This window comes from Leisingera sp. S232 (assembly GCF_049800895.1).
In the GTDB taxonomy this organism is placed as follows: Bacteria; Pseudomonadota; Alphaproteobacteria; order Rhodobacterales; family Rhodobacteraceae; genus Leisingera.
Genome location: NZ_JBNAFX010000029.1, coordinates 18,115 through 35,357 on the forward strand (window position 1 = coordinate 18,115; position 17,243 = coordinate 35,357).

Annotated in this window: 15 protein-coding genes; 8 read left to right on the forward strand and 7 right to left on the reverse strand. The window is 62.5% G+C overall.

Annotation, left to right across the window (positions count from 1 at the left end; all coding sequences use genetic code 11):
• Positions 1-80: 80 nt before the first annotated feature.
• The 3 genes from ACP151_RS15925 to ACP151_RS15935 are packed head-to-tail and all read right to left on the reverse strand — an operon-like array spanning position 81 to position 2,937.
• A complete protein-coding gene (locus ACP151_RS15925; RefSeq protein ID WP_424979886.1) occupies positions 81-1,073 on the reverse strand; it encodes a YcjF family protein in 993 nt (330 codons plus the stop codon).
• Positions 1,070-1,525: an N-acetyltransferase family protein gene (locus ACP151_RS15930; RefSeq protein WP_424979887.1), complete on the reverse strand. Its 456-nt coding sequence runs from the start codon at positions 1,523-1,525 to the stop codon at positions 1,070-1,072. Before ACP151_RS15930 ends, ACP151_RS15925 begins: the two co-directional genes overlap by 4 nt.
• Positions 1,522-2,937: a YcjX family protein gene (locus tag ACP151_RS15935; protein WP_424979888.1), complete on the reverse strand. Its 1,416-nt coding sequence runs from the start codon at positions 2,935-2,937 to the stop codon at positions 1,522-1,524. Before ACP151_RS15935 ends, ACP151_RS15930 begins: the two co-directional genes overlap by 4 nt.
• 111 nt (positions 2,938-3,048) lie before the next feature.
• Here ACP151_RS15935 and truA point away from each other — a divergent pair, with 111 nt between their 5' ends.
• The 3 genes from truA (at position 3,049) to ACP151_RS15950 (ending at position 5,766) form a co-directional block, all read left to right on the forward strand.
• The gene (gene truA / locus ACP151_RS15940) at positions 3,049-3,816 is read left to right on the forward strand and encodes a tRNA pseudouridine(38-40) synthase TruA (RefSeq protein ID WP_424979889.1); all 768 of its coding nucleotides are present in this window, start codon (positions 3,049-3,051) and stop codon (positions 3,814-3,816) included.
• 198 nt (positions 3,817-4,014) lie between these two features.
• On the forward strand, positions 4,015-4,749 hold the full coding sequence (locus tag ACP151_RS15945) for an NYN domain-containing protein (protein ID WP_424979890.1): 735 nt from the start codon (positions 4,015-4,017) through the stop codon (positions 4,747-4,749).
• A gap of 81 nt (positions 4,750-4,830) precedes the next feature.
• Positions 4,831-5,766: a 2-hydroxyacid dehydrogenase gene (locus tag ACP151_RS15950; protein ID WP_424979891.1), complete on the forward strand. Its 936-nt coding sequence runs from the start codon at positions 4,831-4,833 to the stop codon at positions 5,764-5,766.
• Positions 5,767-5,875: 109 nt separating this feature from the next.
• Here the strand turns inward: ACP151_RS15950 and gcvH are convergent, their stop codons facing one another.
• Positions 5,876-6,235, reverse strand: a complete 360-nt coding sequence (gene gcvH, locus ACP151_RS15955; RefSeq protein ID WP_424979892.1) for a glycine cleavage system protein GcvH — start codon at positions 6,233-6,235, stop codon at positions 5,876-5,878.
• A 169-nt stretch (positions 6,236-6,404) separates the two neighbouring features.
• A complete protein-coding gene (locus ACP151_RS15960; protein WP_424979893.1) occupies positions 6,405-7,853 on the reverse strand; it encodes a glutamine synthetase family protein in 1,449 nt (482 codons plus the stop codon).
• Positions 7,854-8,065: 212 nt separating this feature from the next.
• On the opposite strand from ACP151_RS15960, the gene ACP151_RS15965 reads away from it, so the two are divergent.
• The 3 genes from ACP151_RS15965 to ACP151_RS15975 all read left to right on the forward strand — a co-directional run bounded on the left by ACP151_RS15965 (position 8,066) and on the right by ACP151_RS15975 (position 10,341).
• The gene (locus ACP151_RS15965) at positions 8,066-8,842 is read left to right on the forward strand and encodes an IclR family transcriptional regulator (protein ID WP_424979894.1); all 777 of its coding nucleotides are present in this window, start codon (positions 8,066-8,068) and stop codon (positions 8,840-8,842) included.
• An 80-nt stretch (positions 8,843-8,922) separates the two neighbouring features.
• A complete protein-coding gene (locus tag ACP151_RS15970) occupies positions 8,923-9,237 on the forward strand; it encodes a hypothetical protein (protein WP_424979895.1) in 315 nt (104 codons plus the stop codon).
• A 120-nt stretch (positions 9,238-9,357) separates the two neighbouring features.
• On the forward strand, positions 9,358-10,341 hold the full coding sequence (locus ACP151_RS15975) for a type I glyceraldehyde-3-phosphate dehydrogenase (RefSeq protein ID WP_424979896.1): 984 nt from the start codon (positions 9,358-9,360) through the stop codon (positions 10,339-10,341).
• Positions 10,342-10,372: 31 nt separating this feature from the next.
• Here the strand turns inward: ACP151_RS15975 and ACP151_RS15980 are convergent, their stop codons facing one another.
• Together ACP151_RS15980 and ACP151_RS15985 are read right to left on the reverse strand one after the other, a co-directional pair.
• Entirely contained in the window at positions 10,373-10,978 is a 606-nt protein-coding gene (locus ACP151_RS15980; protein ID WP_424979898.1) for a hypothetical protein, read from the reverse strand.
• A gap of 61 nt (positions 10,979-11,039) precedes the next feature.
• A complete protein-coding gene (locus tag ACP151_RS15985; RefSeq protein ID WP_424979899.1) occupies positions 11,040-11,306 on the reverse strand; it encodes a hypothetical protein in 267 nt (88 codons plus the stop codon).
• Between the two features lie 469 nt (positions 11,307-11,775).
• Between ACP151_RS15985 and ACP151_RS15990 the strand changes: the two genes are divergently transcribed.
• Together ACP151_RS15990 and ACP151_RS15995 are read left to right on the forward strand one after the other, a co-directional pair.
• The gene (locus ACP151_RS15990; protein WP_424979900.1) at positions 11,776-13,578 is read left to right on the forward strand and encodes an autotransporter assembly complex protein TamA; all 1,803 of its coding nucleotides are present in this window, start codon (positions 11,776-11,778) and stop codon (positions 13,576-13,578) included.
• Positions 13,575-17,204 (forward strand): translocation/assembly module TamB domain-containing protein, encoded by a 3,630-nt coding sequence (locus ACP151_RS15995; RefSeq protein WP_424979901.1) that lies wholly within the window; start codon positions 13,575-13,577, stop codon positions 17,202-17,204. The genes ACP151_RS15990 and ACP151_RS15995 overlap by 4 nt, the downstream gene beginning before the upstream one ends.
• Positions 17,205-17,243: the final 39 nt, after the last annotated feature.

The following is a 17,243-nucleotide window of genomic DNA, read 5'->3' on the forward strand; positions in this document are numbered from 1 at the left end:
GCCCGCAGGTGCACGGCTGGCGCCGCCCGCCTTGGCCGCCTTGGGCATGGCTCATGCCGCGCATGAGCCTGAGCCGCGCATTACTTCTTCTCTTTGGCAAACACTCCCGTCAGCGCCCGCTGCACCGCTCTGCGGGTGCTGGGTTTGTGCTGCGGCGAGAATGGCATCGGGCGGCAGACCTCCATCGCGGCGATGCCGACGCGGGCGGACAAGGCGCCGTTGACCAGCCCTTCGCCGAAACGGCGGGAGAGTTTTGACAGAACCGAACCGCCCAGCACCGGTTCCAGCAGGTCATCCCCGGCGGCCACGGCGCCGGTGGCCGCCAGATGCGCCAGCACCGTCCGGGTCAGGCGCCATGAGCTGAAATAACCGGGCCGGCCGCCATAAATGGCGGCCACCCGGCGGATCATACGGAGCGATGAGACCAGCGCCGTCAGCACATCCGCCAGCGCCATCGGCACCAGCGCGGTCACGGTGGCGACCTGACGGGCAGCAGCTTCAACTTCCCGCAGGGCCAATGCATCAAGCGGCGCCAGCAGTTCATCCTCGACCAGCAGCAGCAGTGCATCCCCATCCATCACCTCTGCCTGCCGTTCTGCCAGCCGCGCCTGGTTCCAGATCAGATCCTCACGCCTCTTGTAAAACGCCACAAGCCGGGCGGTGTATGCCTGGGCTGCTGCCAAATCTTCTGTGTCTGATGCTTGCTGACGCAGGGCATCCACACGCCGCAGCCGGGACAGGGCGGCCAGCTCACGCAATCCCATAAGCGATGCCATCAGAACCAGAACAGCCATGCCAATGCTTATGGTCCAGCCCAGCACCGGAAAGCGAAGGATCAGCCCAGCTGCAAAATCCCAGGCGGCAACCGACGCCATAGCGCCGAACAGTGCTGCAAGAAGCAACCAGAACCAGCGCGCCAGCCGTGAAGGTCTTCGCGCGGCAATTCTGGCAGCTTGTTCCATAGCCAAGGGCTGCCCGCCCCCTGCTGCAAGATCTGGCACCGGCGGCGCATCGGAAACCCGCGGCGCTTGCGCTTCATCTTCCAGATCAAACAGAACCGGTTTTCCGCTCATGCTGAAGCCTCCTGAAGCTTGCGCCATTCATATGAGATATCGGGCAAGCCTTCTTCATTGCCTGATCCATCGCCCCGGCCTGTTTCCGTGAAACCTTCGCGCAGGTAAAATCGCTGCGCACGGGTGTTGGCTTTAAACGTATTCAGCACAAGCCGCGGCGAGGCCGCCTTGGCCGCATCCAGAAGCGCCTTGCCTGCTCCCTGCCCACGGGCCGCCGGCGCAAGGTAGAGCGAGCAGATTTCCTCGCCCTTGCGCGCAAGAAATCCCAGAATGCGCCCGTCTCGCTCGACCACTGTTACCCAGTCACGGTCAATCATCATGCCGCAGAAAAAGATGACTTCGGCTGCAGAATAGAGCTTGGGCATCCAGCCGGTTTCGTGCTGAAAACCAAAGAGGATGTCTCCCATGGCGCCCGCATCAAGCGGGTTTGCAGGGCGCAGCACCAAAGTCACAATGCATCTCCGATCAGGAATTCGGCAGCACGATCCAGACGGATGTGCGGCGGCCCGCTGCCCTGTTTCAAAGTGCGCGGTGCGGGAGCGAAGGACATCGCCTGATACTCCCCTTCCAGCCAGCACTCTGCCCCCTGACGCGCAGGCATCAGCAATTGGGCAGGATCCTGCGGCAAAGCGCCGGGGTAAAAGGCGGCCTGCCTGCCGTTCCGCAGCAGGGTGCCGCGCACGCAAGGCAGCTCGGTGCCGTCATGGCTGCGCATTTCTTCGGTAGTGGTGCGCAGGGAGGCCATGGCCAGCGCCGTGGTTTCGGCGCCTGCAAAACGGGCGCGGTCCTGCGCGTCACGGGTCAGCGCCTCTATGATAGCAGTCATCGCCCCGTGCTGAGCATGATGCAAATGATCTGCCTTGGTGGCCGCAAACAGGATCTTTTCCACCCGTTTACCGCCCAGAAGCCGGTTCAGAAAGTGGTTCCGGCCCGGCTTGAAAGCGCTGAGGATATCCGTCATCGCATGGCGCAGATCCTCCACTGCCTGCGGGCCAGAATGGATGGCCGACAGCGCATCGACCAGCACCACCTGCCGGTCGATACGCGCAAAATGGTCACGAAAGAAGGGTTTCACCACTTTGGATTTATAGGCCTCAAAGCGCCGCTCCATCTCTCGCGATAGGCTGCCGCGCGGCGACCGGGCCTCGGACGGCAGGGGCGCGAAGGTCAGCACCGGCGAGCCTGCCAGATCTCCCGGCAACAGAAAGCGTCCCGGGGTGCAATCGTAGAATCCCGCCGCGCGCGCCGCAGCCAGGTATTCGGCAAAGGCAGCCGCCAGCGCCTGGGCTCGCGGTTCATCATGTGTCTCTGCAGGAACAGCTTTGGACATCTCTGCCAAAAAGCGTTCTGCCTGTGGACGGCTGGCGATGCGCGACAGGACATCTTCGGACCATGCGGCATAGGATTTGTCCAGCAGGGCCAGATCCAGCAGCCATTCGCCGGGGTAGTCGACAATATCCAGATGCAGGGTACGCGGCCCCTGTAAGCCTGCCAGCAGGCCGGCGGGCCGCACCTTCAAGCTAAGACGCAGCTCTGACACCGCCCTTGTGCTGTCCGGCCAATGGGGTGACGGCCCGGTCAGTGCCGCGAGGTGGTTTTCAAAATCGAACCGCGGCACGGTGTCGTCTGGCTGCGGCTGCAGGAATGCAGCCTCAATCCGCCCTTCGCGCGCAGCATTCAGCTGCAGCATACGGCCACGATCCAGCAGATTGGCCACCAGTGAGGTAATGAACACTGTCTTGCCAGAGCGCGCCAGCCCTGTAACGCCCAGCCGAAGCGGCCGGTCGAACAGCGCTGCTGAGACACCGCTGGCTGCGCTCTCCACGCTGCTCATCACCCCGTCTGCAAGGGAGGTTATCACCAAGGTCCTGATCCTGCTCTGTTCTTGCTGCTGACAAGATAGGCAGCATGCCGCCGGGTTACCAGAGTTCACGCAGGGCTTGCCCCGGCTTGCCCCTGTTGCTAGGTGGCCGCCATGCCGCGTTTTGCTTTGAAAGTCGAATATCATGGAAAGCCCTTTGCCGGCTGGCAGAGGCAGAAAGAATTGCCGTCCGTACAGGGTGCGATCGAGGCTGCGCTGGCCAAACTGCAGCCGGGGGAACACACCATTGCAGCGGCCGGACGCACCGACACCGGCGTGCATGCGCTGGGACAGGTCGCCCACTGCGACATGGCCAAAGACTGGGATCCGTTCCGCCTGTCGGAGGCGCTGAACTACCATTTGAAACCCGCCCCGGTGTCGATTGTGGATTGCGCGCGGGTTGACAGTGACTGGCATGCGCGGTTTTCGGCGGTGGAGCGGCAGTATCTGTTCCGCATCCTGACCCGCCGCGCACCTGCAACGCATGACGCAGGCCAGGTCTGGCAAATCAACCATGACCTGGATACGGACGCCATGCAGGAAGCCGCCAATCATCTGACTGGCAACCATGACTTCACCACTTTCCGCTCCTCGATCTGTCAGGCGGCCAGCCCGGTCAAAACACTGGATGAGCTGACCTTGGAGCGGGTGCAGGGCTTTTCCGGGCCGGAAATCCATTTCCACGTCCGCGCCCGCAGCTTCCTGCACAATCAGGTCCGCAGTTTTGTCGGCACGCTGGAGCGAGTGGGCGCCAGCGCGTGGGAACCGGCGGATGTGAAGGCCGCACTGGAGGCCTGCGACCGGGCCGCCTGCGGGCCAGTCTGCCCCGGTCATGGCCTATATCTGGCGCGGGTTGGCTATCCGGACGATCCATTCGTCTGAGCCAAAACAGAGAGGGCCATCCGGGCACTCCCTGCGCACCGCCCCTGCACCTTCTGTGCAACAGACGAATTCCGGCCGATGCCACCTTTGAATGGCCATACGGGTCTGTCATACTCACGTAACAAACACCGAGACAGCAGCTGTCTGGAGGCGGCTCCCCGCTGCAGGCCTGCCCAAAAATATGAGGCAAGACCCCGAATGCCCGCTGCAACAAAACCGCCGCTTTTGGCCGTGCTTATCGACGCCGACAACATCTCTGCCAAACACGCCGAGGCGATGTTCGAGGAAATCGCTTCGTTCGGCGAAGCCAGCATCCGCCGCATCTATGGTGATTTTGCCGGTGGCGGGCCGCAGGGCTGGAACAAGGAAAAACTGGCAGCACTGGCCATTGTGCCGCACCAGCAGTTTGCCAATACCTCCGGCAAGAACGCCTCAGACATTGCGCTGGTGATTGACGCGATGGACATCCTGCACTCCGGCCGCTTTGACGGATTTGTGCTGATTTCCTCGGACAGTGATTTCACCCGTCTGGCAAGCCGCATCCGTGAACAGGGGGTGGATGTGTTTGGCATGGGCATGCGCAAGACGCCTGCTGCCTTCGTACAGGCGTGCAAGCGGTTCATCTATGTGGAGAACCTGCTGGAAGAGCCGACAAAACCAAAGGCAAAGCCCAAAAAGGAAGAGGGCAACGGCAATGCCCCCACTGAGCTGGCAGATCCAACTAAACTGGTGGTGCGGGCCATGGATGCAATCGGCCAGGAAGACGAGTGGTTCACATTGGGCCAGATCGGCCAATACATCACTGCTGCGTTTCCGGACTTCGACACCCGCAGTTATGGCAAACGCAAACTGAGCGACCTGATCACCACCCTGAAACTGTTTGAAACCAAACGCGGTGAAGGCAACCAGATCCTGGTGCGACGGCTGGACTGAGCCTGCGATTATCATCTTTCGATTGCACGAAAACCGTGGCTTACTCCGGTCAAAGCGACGCGGCGACGGAAAGGAACGCATATGGCAATGCTGATCAGCATCGGCCACGACGGCTGGTACACCGAAGAGCAGCTGGCAACGGGGCTACATGCGATGGCACCCGGCGCTGATATCCGGCCCGCGTCCAACCCCGGAAATCTGGAGGATATTTCGGTGCTGGCCGTCTCGGCGCTGAAAGGCGACCTGCTGGCGCGATTGCCAAACCTGAAGCTGGTGCAGAAACTGGGCGCCGGGGTGGAGACCATCGTGGCACACCCAAGCCTTGCACCGCATGTGCGCGTCACCCGGCTGCGACCGCTGGAACCCGCCCATGAAATCGCTGAATACTGCCTGGCCTATGTGCTGCGCAGTCAACGCAACATGGCAGCGCATGAAGCCTCCCAAAACCGCAGCGCGTGGCAGCCGCGGGCGCCGCGGCGTCCGCAGGAAACCACAGTGGGCGTGCTCGGTCTGGGTCACATCGGCGGCATGACCGCACGGCTGATGCGCGACCTGCGGTTCCGGGTTCTGGGCTGGAGCCGCTCTCCCAAGCAGATCGAAGGTGTGGACTGCCGCCACGGCGCGGCGCAGCTGCGCCAGATGCTGGGTGCTTGCGATTATCTCTGTTCGATCCTGCCCTCCACCCCGGCCACCCGTGGACTGATCAACGCCGACACGCTGGCGGCGATGAAGCCGGGCGCCACGCTGATCAACGCAGGGCGCGGTGATCTGGTGGATGAACCGGCGCTGCTGGCGGCGCTGGACACAGGCACCCCCGGGCATGCGGTTCTGGATGTGGTGAGCAAAGAGCCGCTGCCTGCGGACAATCCGCTATGGACGCATCCGCAGGTCACCATCACCCCACATGTCTCCGGCTGGCACCTGGGCGACGCATTGAAAGATGTCACAGAGAACCTGCGGCGGCTGGAAGCCGGAGAAGACCTGCTGCATGAGGTCGACCGGCAGCGCGGCTATTAATCCCCCTTCGGACAGACGCGCCTGCGGCTTCTTTCTGGTCCCAAATACCCCCGCCGGAGGCACCGGCTTTTTCCAGCAGGAAAAAGCCGGATCCAAATCAGCAGCCGGATCAGCCAATGAAATCCTTGTAGCCAGCCTCGTCCATGTAGTCGTCCATCGGCGACAGGTCAGAAGGTTTGATCTTGAAGAACCAGGCGTCGCCCTCAGCGTCCTCGTTCACCTTGCCGGGGTCGTCGGCCAGCGCTTCGTTCACCTCGACAATCTCACCATCCAGCGGAGCCAGAATGTCCGATGCCGCCTTCACCGATTCAATCACCACGATCTCGTCGTCCTTTGACACCTCAGTGCCTGGCTCGGGCAGTTCGACATAGACCACCTCGCCCAGCTGCTCGGCGGCGTGGGCGGTGATGCCGACGATGATCAGATCGCCTTCGGGCAGCAGCCACTCGTGTTCTTCGGTGTATTTCATGGGGATGTGTTCCTTCGAAGAGGCGTGGATTTTGAATAGGTTAAGCGGCCGGAATTGGCGCCGCGGATCGCAAGGGACAATCCTCGCATACGCGGGTATACGGTATCAACGGGCCGGGCGGGCGATCAAGACGACAAATCACCAGGACGTAAGAAACTGCGGCTGTGGTTCAGAACAGGTTGAAATATTCCGCCTGCTCCCACTCGCTGACCGTATCCAGGTAGCGCTCCCATTCAAAGGTCTTCAGCCGAAGCAGATAATCCACGGTGTCCGCTCCCAGCGCGTCGCGGCAGAGCGCCGAATTCGCGAACCCTTCCAGCGCCTGACCCAAAGACCGCGGCAGGCGTTCGGCGTCTTCGCTGTAGGGTGACAGGGTGGGTTTCGGCGCCTCCAATCCTTCCCGGATCCCGGCCGCACCTGCAATGATCTGGGCCGCCAGCGCGTAATAGGGATTGGCCGAACTGTCCGGCGCGCGGTTTTCGATGCGGCTTGCGGAGTCTTGGGGCTGCATCAGCGCGCGCAGCATGGCGCCGCGGTTATCCTCGCCCCAGCTGATACGGTTCGGGGCCAGCTGGAACGGCAAGTAGCGCTTGTAGCTGTTCACCGTCGGCGCGATCAGCAGCGAGGTTTCAGCGGCATATTTCAAAAGCCCTGCCATCCAGGCGCTGGCGGGCGGGGCCAGCATCCCTGCGGTTTCCGGCATGAACAGATTGCGCCCGGCCGCAAGATCCTGCAGCGACTGGTGCACGTGCCAGCCGTTGGCCATGGCGTTGTCCAGCCGCGGTTTGGCCATAAAGCTGGCGTGCAGTCCGCGTCTGGCGCAGACCTCCTTGACCATGGTGCGAAACATCACCATGGCATCTGCCTGCGCCATCGCACTGTCAGGGGCAAAGGTGAACTCGACCTGGCTTGGGCCCATTTCGATTTCCACCGAGCGCACGGGCAGACCCAGCTTCTGCGCGTTGCGGCGCAGCAGGTCCAGCACCTCCTCCACCTCGCCATAGCGGGTTTCGGTGAGATACTGGTAGCCCTGCGTGAGGTTGCGGGTCTGCACCGGAGTGCCGGGGCGTGCGGCCTGATCATGGGCTGCGGATTTGTCCGCCAGTTCGTACAGGTGAAACTCCACCTCCAGCCCAAAGGTGGCCGCCATCCCCTGCGCTGCCAGCATCTCCACCTGTCTGTGCAACACAGCACAGGACGCAAAGGGAACTGGCCTGCTGTCGGGGTAGACCGGTGTGCAGAAAATCCAGGCAGAGTGGCCGGACCACGGCAGAGCGCGCCAGGTATCCGGGCGCGGCACCAGCAGAACGTCGCCTGCCCCCTGCATCGGGTCGGCCAGCCCGGTGCCATTCTCCCACACCGGAAACGCAGTGCGATGGGACGTGTCTTTGAGCAGCAGAGTTGCCGGCACGCTGAGGCCCTGGTCGAAAATTCCGGCCAAAGCCTCTGCCATCACCGTCTTGCCGCGCAGCAGCCCATGCTGGTCCGGAAACAGCACCCGCACCGTTTCAATCCCGTCGAACTGGGCACGAGAGGTGATCTCCGCCGCTTTACGGCAGTCCTCTGGTGCCAGCAGACCCAAGCGGGCCAGTTTTCCAGATGTGAAATTTTCTGCCATTGTCGGCCTCGTTGCGCGGCGTTGGTTGAAATTGCACCGGAAATGCCCGCAGGTCCAGTCTGCGGCGACTTTTACCGCAACCCTTTGCGAAATCTGGATATTCAGGGGGACTTTCATCTTGACTGCCTTCGCAAAGCGCACATTGATGCCAGTATCCGCACACTGCCCGGCCGGGCAGCGGCACTTTAGGATCAGATTGGGACGGCCAAGTGATGACAGCGGCAGAACAGGACAGAAACATTTCTTCGAGCTTTGCCAAGGGGCTGGCGGTTCTGGCCGTGTTTGATGCCGCAAACCCCAGCATGACCCTGGCAGAAATTGCCCGGCGCAGCGGACAGGACCGGGCAACAGCCCGGCGCGGCGCGCTGACACTGGTTCAGGCGGGCTACCTGCGCCAGGACGGGCGAAAGCTGTCGCTGACCCCGCGGGTGCTCGCGCTGGCAGGCGGTTTTCTGCAGGCCAATCATTTCGGCCGCCGGGTGCAACCGGTGCTGAACCGACACGCCCGGCAGATGGAAACCGAAGTGACGCTGGCGATGCTGGATCAGGGACGCGTGCTGCTGCTGGCGCAATCCACCGTCGAGCACGGCCATATCACCTATGGGTTCACTGCCGGCTCGCATATCCCATTGGCGCACACCAGCCTGGGCCGGATGCTGCTGGCCGGCCTGGGAGAGAGAGAGGCCGCCGCCGTGCTGGCCACAGCAGACATTCCGCGCCATACCAGCCAATCGCTGACCGAGCCGTCCGACATTCTGGACCGAGTCGCAAATGCGCGGGAACAAGGGTATTGTCTGACGGACGGCGAGTTCGAAGCCGGGATCACCGGCTATGCGGTGCCGGTGTCTCGACCTGGCCAGACGCCAATCGTGGCAGGCTGTTCTGCGCCGCGGGGCTCAAAACCGGAGGCGGATGCGGACCGGCTGCTGCGCGGGCTGCAGCTGTGCGCGGCAGAGCTGCGCCAGGCGGAAGCCGTGAACCATCTTTGATCCCTTGGCGGCAAGCCACTCCTTGCAAAGCCCCTGCCCTGCGCTAGGCTGAGACAGGAAAATTCTGCAGGAGCATTTCGATGATGAAACAGACTGCATTGGCCGCGGCGCTGTGCGCCATTCTGGCCCCGGCGGCCTGGGCCAAGGGCGTTGAGGGTAAGCAGGTCACAGTGCTGGGCCGCGATTGGGTGGTCGCCCCGGTTGAGGACACCCCGGGCCGTTTTAGCGCCACCCGGAAGAATCTGGAGCATCTGGCCTTTCGCCCGCCGGCGGTCCTGACCGCACGCCAAGCGGTGCGGGCCTTGCGCACGGCAACCGGCTGCAGTGTCGACCTGGACACACTGGTGCGCAATATTACCGGCACATATTCCGCCCAGGTGATCTGCCGCAAATAGAAACACGCCTGACGCTTGCGCGGTTTGGCTGCGGTTTTCTGAAACATCCTCTTGGGAAATGTGATCATTTTCCGAGTCCAGCGGATTGAGCGGCGCCTGAGCCCCTGCCATAGATTGCGCATGAAACTTGCTATCAACGGATTCGGCCGCATCGGCCGCGCCATCCTGCGCCAGATCCTGACTTCTGCGCGCGGAGACGGCATCGAGGTGGTGCAGATCAATGACATCGCGCCCTTGGATATGTGCGCCTACCTGTTCCAGTACGACAGCACGTTTGGCCCCTTTGCCCATCCGGTGGAGCATGGCAGTGATGCGCTGCGAGTGATGGGTCGCTCCATCCCGGTCAGCCATGAGCCCGATCTGACATCGGTGGATCTCAGCGGTGTGGATCTGGTGCTGGAGTGTACGGGCATTGCGCGGACCTCCGATGTCGCAGAACGCGGGCTGAAGGCAGGCGCCGCCAAGGTGCTGATCTCCGGCCCCTCCCCCGCAGCAGAGCTGACTGTTGTTCTGGGCGCCAATGAAGAAACGCTGGGCGATGCCCGGATCGTTTCCAATGCTTCCTGCACCACCAATGGCCTTACGCCGCTGGTCAAGCTGCTGGACAGCATCGCCGGCATTGACACAGCGCATATGACCACCATCCACTGCTACACCAACTCGCAGCCGATGGTGGACGCGCCGCGCGGCGATTTTGCCCGTTCACGCGGCGGCGCCCAGTCCATGGTGCCGACCACAACCTCAGCCATGCATCTGATTGACGAGGTGCTGCCACATCTGAAAGGCAGGGTCAGCGGCGCTGCCGTTCGGGTGCCGACAGCCAGTGTTTCCGCCGTGGATCTGGTGGCGCAGCTAAAGACGCCGATGAGCGAAGCAGAATTCACCGCCGCCCTGCACAAAGGTGTTGCCGCCTCAAAGGTGCTGGGTTGGACGGATAAACCGCTGGTCTCTTCCGACTTGCGGGCGCGGCCGGAATCTCTGGTCATTGCCGGACCGGAAACCCGAATGGCAGGCGATGCCCAGGTGCGGGTATTTGGCTGGTATGACAATGAATGGGGGTTTTCGGCCCGGATGCTGGATGTGGCGCGGCTGATGGCGGGTTAATCCCCCCGCCTTTTGCTATTCTTTCGGGTTGCTAGTCTTTCGGGCGACGGCTGCCCGCCAGGCGCAGCCAGCGGAAAATCAGCGTCAGCCCCAGCATGCAAACTGCAAGGCCAATCAGATCACCAGCGGCATAAACCGCCATCACCGGCAGTTGATCACCAGGAAAGATCAGGCCGGAAAACACTGCAGACTGCCCAGCGGAATTGATTAGCGATGCCAGGGCGCCAACAGTCAGCAAACTGGTCCAGGAAATCCGGCGCGACCGCCCGGCATAGAGGTTCCAGCCGACCCGTTTTACAATTTCAAATGCGGCCAAGGCCGAAGGCGCGCCCACGGCAATGGATTGCAGCAGCACCGGCTCCATCAGCTGGCGCACACTGGCATCCGTGAACATCAGTTCTGACAGAAAGGCACCTGTGGCCAGCGGCAGTACCGCCCGCCAACCCAGCAGCCAGACTGCCAGCACCCGAACCCCGTGCGGCAGATAGATCAGGCTGGCAAAAACGGTAATCTCAGGCAGGAAGATCGCCTGTACAGGTGTCACCACCCATGCAGTCAGACCGTGGCAGACGACATAGACTGCGGTGATCACCGCAAAACTCTGGAGATCAACCAAACGCTGCATAACCCGTAGCATAAGACCCGTTTAGACAGCATATTGCAATTCTGCAATCAGTTGATTGCGCTGCCGGGTCGTTTCATTTCGCCGACGGGTCAAAGTTTACAACGTAATGTTTGGCCTTACTGCCGCCCGCCCGCTTGATCAGCCCCAGTTCAAGCAGCGATTTCAATGTGCGGTGAAACGTGGCCTGTGCGAGCCCTTTGACCAAACGGTGATTGCGGATCTGTTCGGACTGTACTGACTTGCCGGGCGTTTCTGTGAGCGAATTCGCAGCCAGCAGAACATCACGCTCAGAGCGGCTGAGGCGGTCCAGGCCCAGATCACGCTCCATCTGATGAAGCATGTCACGTAGTTCGAATATTGGTCTCAACCGGTCCAAAACCGTTCTCCCGGATCCAACAGCACAGCGCCCCACAAAGGACCGATGAAACGACATCACACATCTTTATCAAAGTGACAATTACTTGGACAGTAACGCCATGCGTGGTATCATTCCGGTCTGGCTGGCTGCGTTGTGAGTGGCGGCTGCGCCTGACGTTGCTCTTGTTCTTTGTTAACCAGTTACAGCCCCTGCGGGGTAGCTCGCAGGGGCTGACTTTGCTTTAGCACAGAGCACCTGCGGCTTTCCAATGCTCTTTGCCGTTTCCAGCCGCAGTATCGACCGTGCGCGATAATCCGCCACCGCACAGGGCTGGCGGATTGCTGCCGCTTTGCCGGTTCCATCCTGCATTTTCCCCGTGCTAGGCTTGGCGACAAGCGCCTGAAGCCCTGCCGGGGTCAGGCGGAATTTTTCGCCCGCTGCCGGAGCAGACATGAAATTTCCCTTCCGCCCGCGCCTGTGTGCGTGCGCCTTAGCCTGCAGCCTTCTGCCCCTTGTGCCGCTGCCAGGCCATACTGCTGAAACCACGCTGGCCGCCCCCGGCGCAGATAGTGAGCTGACAGAAAAGCTGCGCGGCGCTTCCGCATCGGTCGCGGCCAGCGGCGACACCAATGTGCAAGAGCTTCTGGCGGCAGCCTTGTCGGATTACCGGACGTTGGTGCAAGTGCTGTATGATGCAGGCCACTTCTCGCCGGAGGTGAACATCCGGCTGGATGGGCGCGAGGCTGCGCAGATCCAGCCCCTGAATCCGCCAAGGCACGTCCAGAAGGTCGACATCACTGTAAAACCCGGCCCTCAATTTTTCTTTGGCACAGCTGAGCTGACACCGTTTCCGGCAAACAGCGATGTCGAAATCCCCGAAGATTTTGCCCGCGGCAAGCCAGCGGGTACCGGGGTGATCCGCGATGCCGCCATTGCAGGCGTCCGCGCGTGGCGCCGCAGCGGTCACGCCAAGGCAGACGTGGCAGAGCAGAATATCACCGCCAATCACCTGCAGGCACGGCTGAATGCACAGCTGCGGCTGGCGCCGGGGCCGAAACTGCGCTTTGGGCAAATGCGGGTCACTGGCGATACCGCCGTGACCGAAGATGCCATTCGCCGCATTGCAGGCTTCCCGACCGGAGAAGAATTCCATCCCGACCCGGTTGCCAAATCCGCAACCCGGCTGCGCCGCACCGGCACGTTTTCCAGTGTGGTTCTGCGCGAGGCAGAGCAGCCGAACCCGGACGGAACTCTCGATTTTGTGGTTCAAGTGGAAGATCTGCCGCTGCGCCGCTTGACCTTCGGCGCCGAAATCAGCTCCTCTGACGGGCTGGAGCTGTCGGGCAGTTGGATGCACCGCAACCTGTTCGGCAACGCCGAGAAGCTGCGGATTGAGGCCCGCGTCAGCGGCATCGGCAGCAGCAGTGACATAGACGGGCGCATCGCGGTACGGCTGGACCGGCCCGCAAAACTGGGGCCGGATGACAGTATCTTCTATCTGGCAGAGGCTGAGCGGCTGGACGAGGAACATTATTCCGCCACCCGCGTATTTGGCGCCATTGGCGCGCGGCGGACGTTTTCGGATACATTTTATGCCGAAGCATCCCTTGGCGTCTCTTCCACGCTGGCAGAAGACGTATTCGGCAAGCGCCGGTTCAAATACGTGGCTGGCAGGTTCCGGGCCGAATATGACGCTCGTGACAGCCGCGTGAACCCTGCCTCGGGGTATTTCCTGCAGGGGTCGGCCACGCCTTTCATTGGATTTGACGGCAGCAAGACCGGCGTGCAGCTGAAGGGCGACGGACGGGCCTATTACGGGCTGGGTGCAGATGACCGGATTGTGCTGGCAGGCCGGGTGCAGCTGGGGTCCGTAGTGGGGCCATCGCTCAGCGAGATATCCCCCACCCTGCTGTTCTTCTCTGGCGGTGCGGGCACCGTACGCGGGCATGAGTATCAGTCGCTGGGCGTGCCGGTAACTGGCGGCACCGCGGGCGGGCGCAGTTTCGCCGCGCTGTCCGCCGAAGTGCGCGGCAAAGTCACCGACAAGATTTCCCTTGTTGGGTTTTACGACCTTGGCTTTATCGACGCTGACAGTTTTGTTTCCGGCTCCTCCGAGCGCCATGCCGGCGCCGGTTTTGGCCTGCGCTATGATGTCGCTGGGATCGGTCCAATCCGGCTTGACCTGGCCTATCCGGTGGATGGCGGCAGCGAAGATGGGCTGCAATTCTATATCGGGATAGGACAGGCGTTTTGAAACAGGTTCTTTGCTACGCGCTCGCATTGGGCCTGACTGCGGCGCCGGTTACCGCGCAGGATGCCTCCGAAGAGGACGCCGGCGGGCTGCTGGTTGATTTCCTGGAGGACACGCTGTCCAGCGACAGCCGCTATATCAGCGTGAGCGGTGTTGACGGCGCGTTTTCCTCTGAAGCCAAAATCAGAAAGATCACAGTCGCAGACGAAGACGGCATCTGGCTGACAATCGAAGGCGCGGTGCTGGATTGGAATCGGCTGGACCTGTTGCGTGGTCGCTTCTCGGTCAATGAGCTGTCAGCGGAGCGCATCGAGATAGCGCGCGCGCCTGAACCGCTACCGCCCGACCCGGAATTGCCAGCAGCCGAGACCACACCATTTGCTCTGCCAGAGCTGCCCGTGGCCATCGAACTGGGCCAGATCAAGGCTGCCCGGATCGAATTGGGTGAGGCATTGGCGGGAACAGCCGCCAGCCTGCGGGTTGAGGGCAGTTTGAAACTGGCCGACGGCGCGCTGGACACCAAGCTGGAGGCCGCGCGGCTGGACAAGCCCGGCGACCATATCCGGCTGTCGGCGGCCTATGCCAATGAGACCCAGCTGATCACCCTGGATCTGTCGGCCGATGAGGCCGCGGGCGGGCTGATTTCGCGCGGGCTGGATCTGCCGGGCAACCCCGAACTGCAGCTGACGGCCAAGGGCAGCGGCCCGGTGACAGACTTCACTGCAGCGATCAGTTTCAGCACGAACGGCACCGAACGACTGGGTGGGCAGGTTGTACTGGCGGCTCGTCCCCTGCCCCAAGACGCGGCGCCGGAAACGGCCCTCGACATTGGGTTTTCTGCCGATCTGGGCGGCAATATAGACGTGCTGCTGCCGCCAGTGCACCGCCCCTTCTTCGGCCCCGGCCTGCGTCTGAACGTCAAAGGTCTGCGCGAGGGCAGCGGCGCTGTAACGCTGGACACTTTGGTCCTGCGAACCAATGCATTGCGCATCACCGGCGCCGCAGGGCTGAGCGCGGACGGCAAACTGGCCACCGCCAACCTGAAATCTGCAATCACGCCCCCTGCTGGACAGGCTGCAGTCACGCTGCCGACCAGTGACGGGCAAACCACGCTGGCAAAGGCAGACCTGCAGCTGCAAAAAACACTCGACGGCCGCTGGGTGCTCGATGGTGTGCTAAACCAGCTGAGCCACCCGGGCGCCCTGGTGGATACTGCCGAGATCTCGGGCCGCGGCACGCTGGATCAAAGCAGTGGCTTAGCACTGGAGGGCCGCCTGAAGGCTGGCCTCAGCGGGTTCCAGCCGCGCGACCCCGCGCTGGCCAAAGCCACCGGCAATGAGATCCGCTTTGAAGGCACCCTCAGCACCGATGGCCCCGGCGCGCTGCATATCACCGACATGGAACTGCGCGGCAGTGATTACCGGGCTGCAGGCGATCTTGCCTTTGACGGGCTAGAAGAGGGGCTGAAAGTCAGCGGCGACCTGACTGCCGGGGCAAGCGACCTGAGCCGGTTCTCCGATCTGGCAGGCCGCCCGATAGGCGGCGTGGTACAGGCGCAGGTCAGGGGCGCCTTTTCGCCACTGACAGGTGGTTTCGACACTGATCTTTCGGTGCAGACGCGCGATCTGTCAGCCGGAATTGCTCAGGCAGATGAGCTGCTGGCGGGCACCACCACGCTGGCACTAAAGGCCGCGCGGGATGAAAACGGCATAGCTATCGATCACTTCGACCTGGCTGGCAGCGCATTGAAAGCCGCTGCGACAGGCACTCTGAACAATCAGGCCGGAAAGCTGAACATCACCGCCCGCCTGAACCGTTTGGAAGTGCTGGTACCACAAGCCCCCGGAACGCTGGAACTGGCCACGACCCTCAGCCGGACAGGCGATACTTTTAGTGGCGTGGCGGAGCTGACGGGACCGCATACCTCTGCTGCCAAACTGACGGGTTCCGTCACTTTGGCAGGGCAGGCTGACATCAGCTTCCAGGCCATGCTGAGTGAATTGGAACGCTTTGTTCCGGAACTGGCTGGCAAGCTGCAGACCCAAGGCACCGCGACCCGGCGCGCAGGCGAATGGCAGATTGACGGCGAAGCTGCAGGCCCTGCTGGAATTGATGCCAGGCTGGCTGGCCGCATCAGCGAAGACGACGGCAGTGCAGACCTGCGGTTTGACGCGGAGATGGCAGAGCTGCAGCGGCTGCTGCCCGATCTGCCCGGCCGCCTCGCAGCCACCGGCACCGCCGCCCGGCGCGCAGGCATCTGGACGGTGGACAGCACCGCCAGCGGCCCGGCCGGTATCGACAGCCGTATCCAGGGCAGCTGGGACGAAACGCAAGGCACCGCAGACGCAACTGCCAAAGGCACCCTGCGGCTGGAAGGGCTGAACCCGTTTCTGTCACCCAACCTGTTGCAGGGGCGCGCGAATTTCGACATGAGCCTGCGCGGGACCCTGGCATTGGACAGTGTCAGCGGCACCATCTCTGTCCCTGGAGCGACGCTCGCCATTCCTGCAGCGGCCCAGCGTGTGGACGATATCAATGCGACGGTCTCTATCGCACGGTCTGCGGCGCAAATTCAGGTTTCGGCCCGGCCGCGAGACGGCGGCACAGTGCGGATCAGCGGGCCCTTGGGACTGCTGCCGCCATTCAACAGCAACCTGCAAATTGCCATTGGCGATGTCGTGATCACTGACCACCTGTCTTATGAAACCTTGCTGAACGGCAGCCTGGCGATGTCCGGCGCCATGGCGGGCAACAACCGCCTGACGGGCCAGATCAATGTAGGCGAAACCAATATCAATCTGAACACCGCAGGCGGTTCGGTTTCCTCTGCTCCGATCCCGCCGATCCGCCACAAGGGCGCCCCGCGCGGGGTGCGCCGGACACAGGCCCGCGCCGGACTGACCGCCAGCAGCAGCGGCAGCGCAGGTGGTTCCGGCAGGACGGACCTTGATATCATGATCAGCGCGCCCTCACGGATTTTTGCCCGGGGCCGCGGCCTGCGTTCGGAACTTGGCGGCCAGATCCACTTGCGCGGCACCACCGCGCGGCCCGCGCCCGTCGGCCAGATCAGCTTGATCCGGGGTACTTTTGACGTCCTGGGCCGACGACTGGAACTGGACGAAGGCCGGATCACGCTGCTGGGCGATCTGAAACCCTATCTGGAGTTCAAGTCCACTGCCGCCACCGAACAAGGTACTGCAACTCTGGAAATCTCCGGCCAAGTCGACGCGCCGGAGATCAAGGTCAGCTCGGACCCGCCGCGGCCCAGCGAGGAAGCTTTGGCGCTTTTGCTGTTCGGCGACAACATCGGCGACATTTCACCACTGGCCCTGGCCCGGCTGGCCGGTTCGGCGCTGACACTCAGCGGTCGCGGCAACAGTGCGCAAAACAAGCTGCGCCAGGCCACCGGGGCGGATGACGTCGACATCGGCACCGACAATCTGGGCGCCGGGCAGTTGGGGCTTGGCGGCTATGTGGCGGAAAACGTCTACACCGATTTCAACGTCAACACCCAAGGCGACAGCGAACTGTCCATCAATCTGGATGTGACCAAGAGCCTGACGGTTCAGGGCACGGTGGACAGCGAGGGAGAGACCGGCGTCGGACTGTTCTTCAAGCGTGATTACTGAACCGGCGCGGCATTCATCCGGCGTCCTGACTGGACCACC

What these genes read in the sequence shown, in the direction of transcription:
- ACP151_RS15925 (WP_424979886.1), bottom strand. Translation starts at nt 1,073, where the DNA reads ATGAGCGGAAAACCGGTTCTGTTTGATCTGGAAGATGAAGCGCAAGCG.
- truA (WP_424979889.1), top strand. Translation starts at nt 3,049, where the DNA reads ATGCCGCGTTTTGCTTTGAAAGTCGAATATCATGGAAAGCCCTTTGCC.
- ACP151_RS15945 (WP_424979890.1), top strand. Translation starts at nt 4,015, where the DNA reads ATGCCCGCTGCAACAAAACCGCCGCTTTTGGCCGTGCTTATCGACGCC.
- ACP151_RS15950 (WP_424979891.1), top strand. Translation starts at nt 4,831, where the DNA reads ATGGCAATGCTGATCAGCATCGGCCACGACGGCTGGTACACCGAAGAG.
- gcvH (WP_424979892.1), bottom strand. Translation starts at nt 6,235, where the DNA reads ATGAAATACACCGAAGAACACGAGTGGCTGCTGCCCGAAGGCGATCTG.
- ACP151_RS15960 (WP_424979893.1), bottom strand. Translation starts at nt 7,853, where the DNA reads ATGGCAGAAAATTTCACATCTGGAAAACTGGCCCGCTTGGGTCTGCTG.
- ACP151_RS15965 (WP_424979894.1), top strand. Translation starts at nt 8,066, where the DNA reads ATGACAGCGGCAGAACAGGACAGAAACATTTCTTCGAGCTTTGCCAAG.
- ACP151_RS15970 (WP_424979895.1), top strand. Translation starts at nt 8,923, where the DNA reads ATGATGAAACAGACTGCATTGGCCGCGGCGCTGTGCGCCATTCTGGCC.
- ACP151_RS15975 (WP_424979896.1), top strand. Translation starts at nt 9,358, where the DNA reads ATGAAACTTGCTATCAACGGATTCGGCCGCATCGGCCGCGCCATCCTG.
- ACP151_RS15980 (WP_424979898.1), bottom strand. Translation starts at nt 10,978, where the DNA reads ATGCTACGGGTTATGCAGCGTTTGGTTGATCTCCAGAGTTTTGCGGTG.
- ACP151_RS15985 (WP_424979899.1), bottom strand. Translation starts at nt 11,306, where the DNA reads ATGCTTCATCAGATGGAGCGTGATCTGGGCCTGGACCGCCTCAGCCGC.
- ACP151_RS15990 (WP_424979900.1), top strand. Translation starts at nt 11,776, where the DNA reads ATGAAATTTCCCTTCCGCCCGCGCCTGTGTGCGTGCGCCTTAGCCTGC.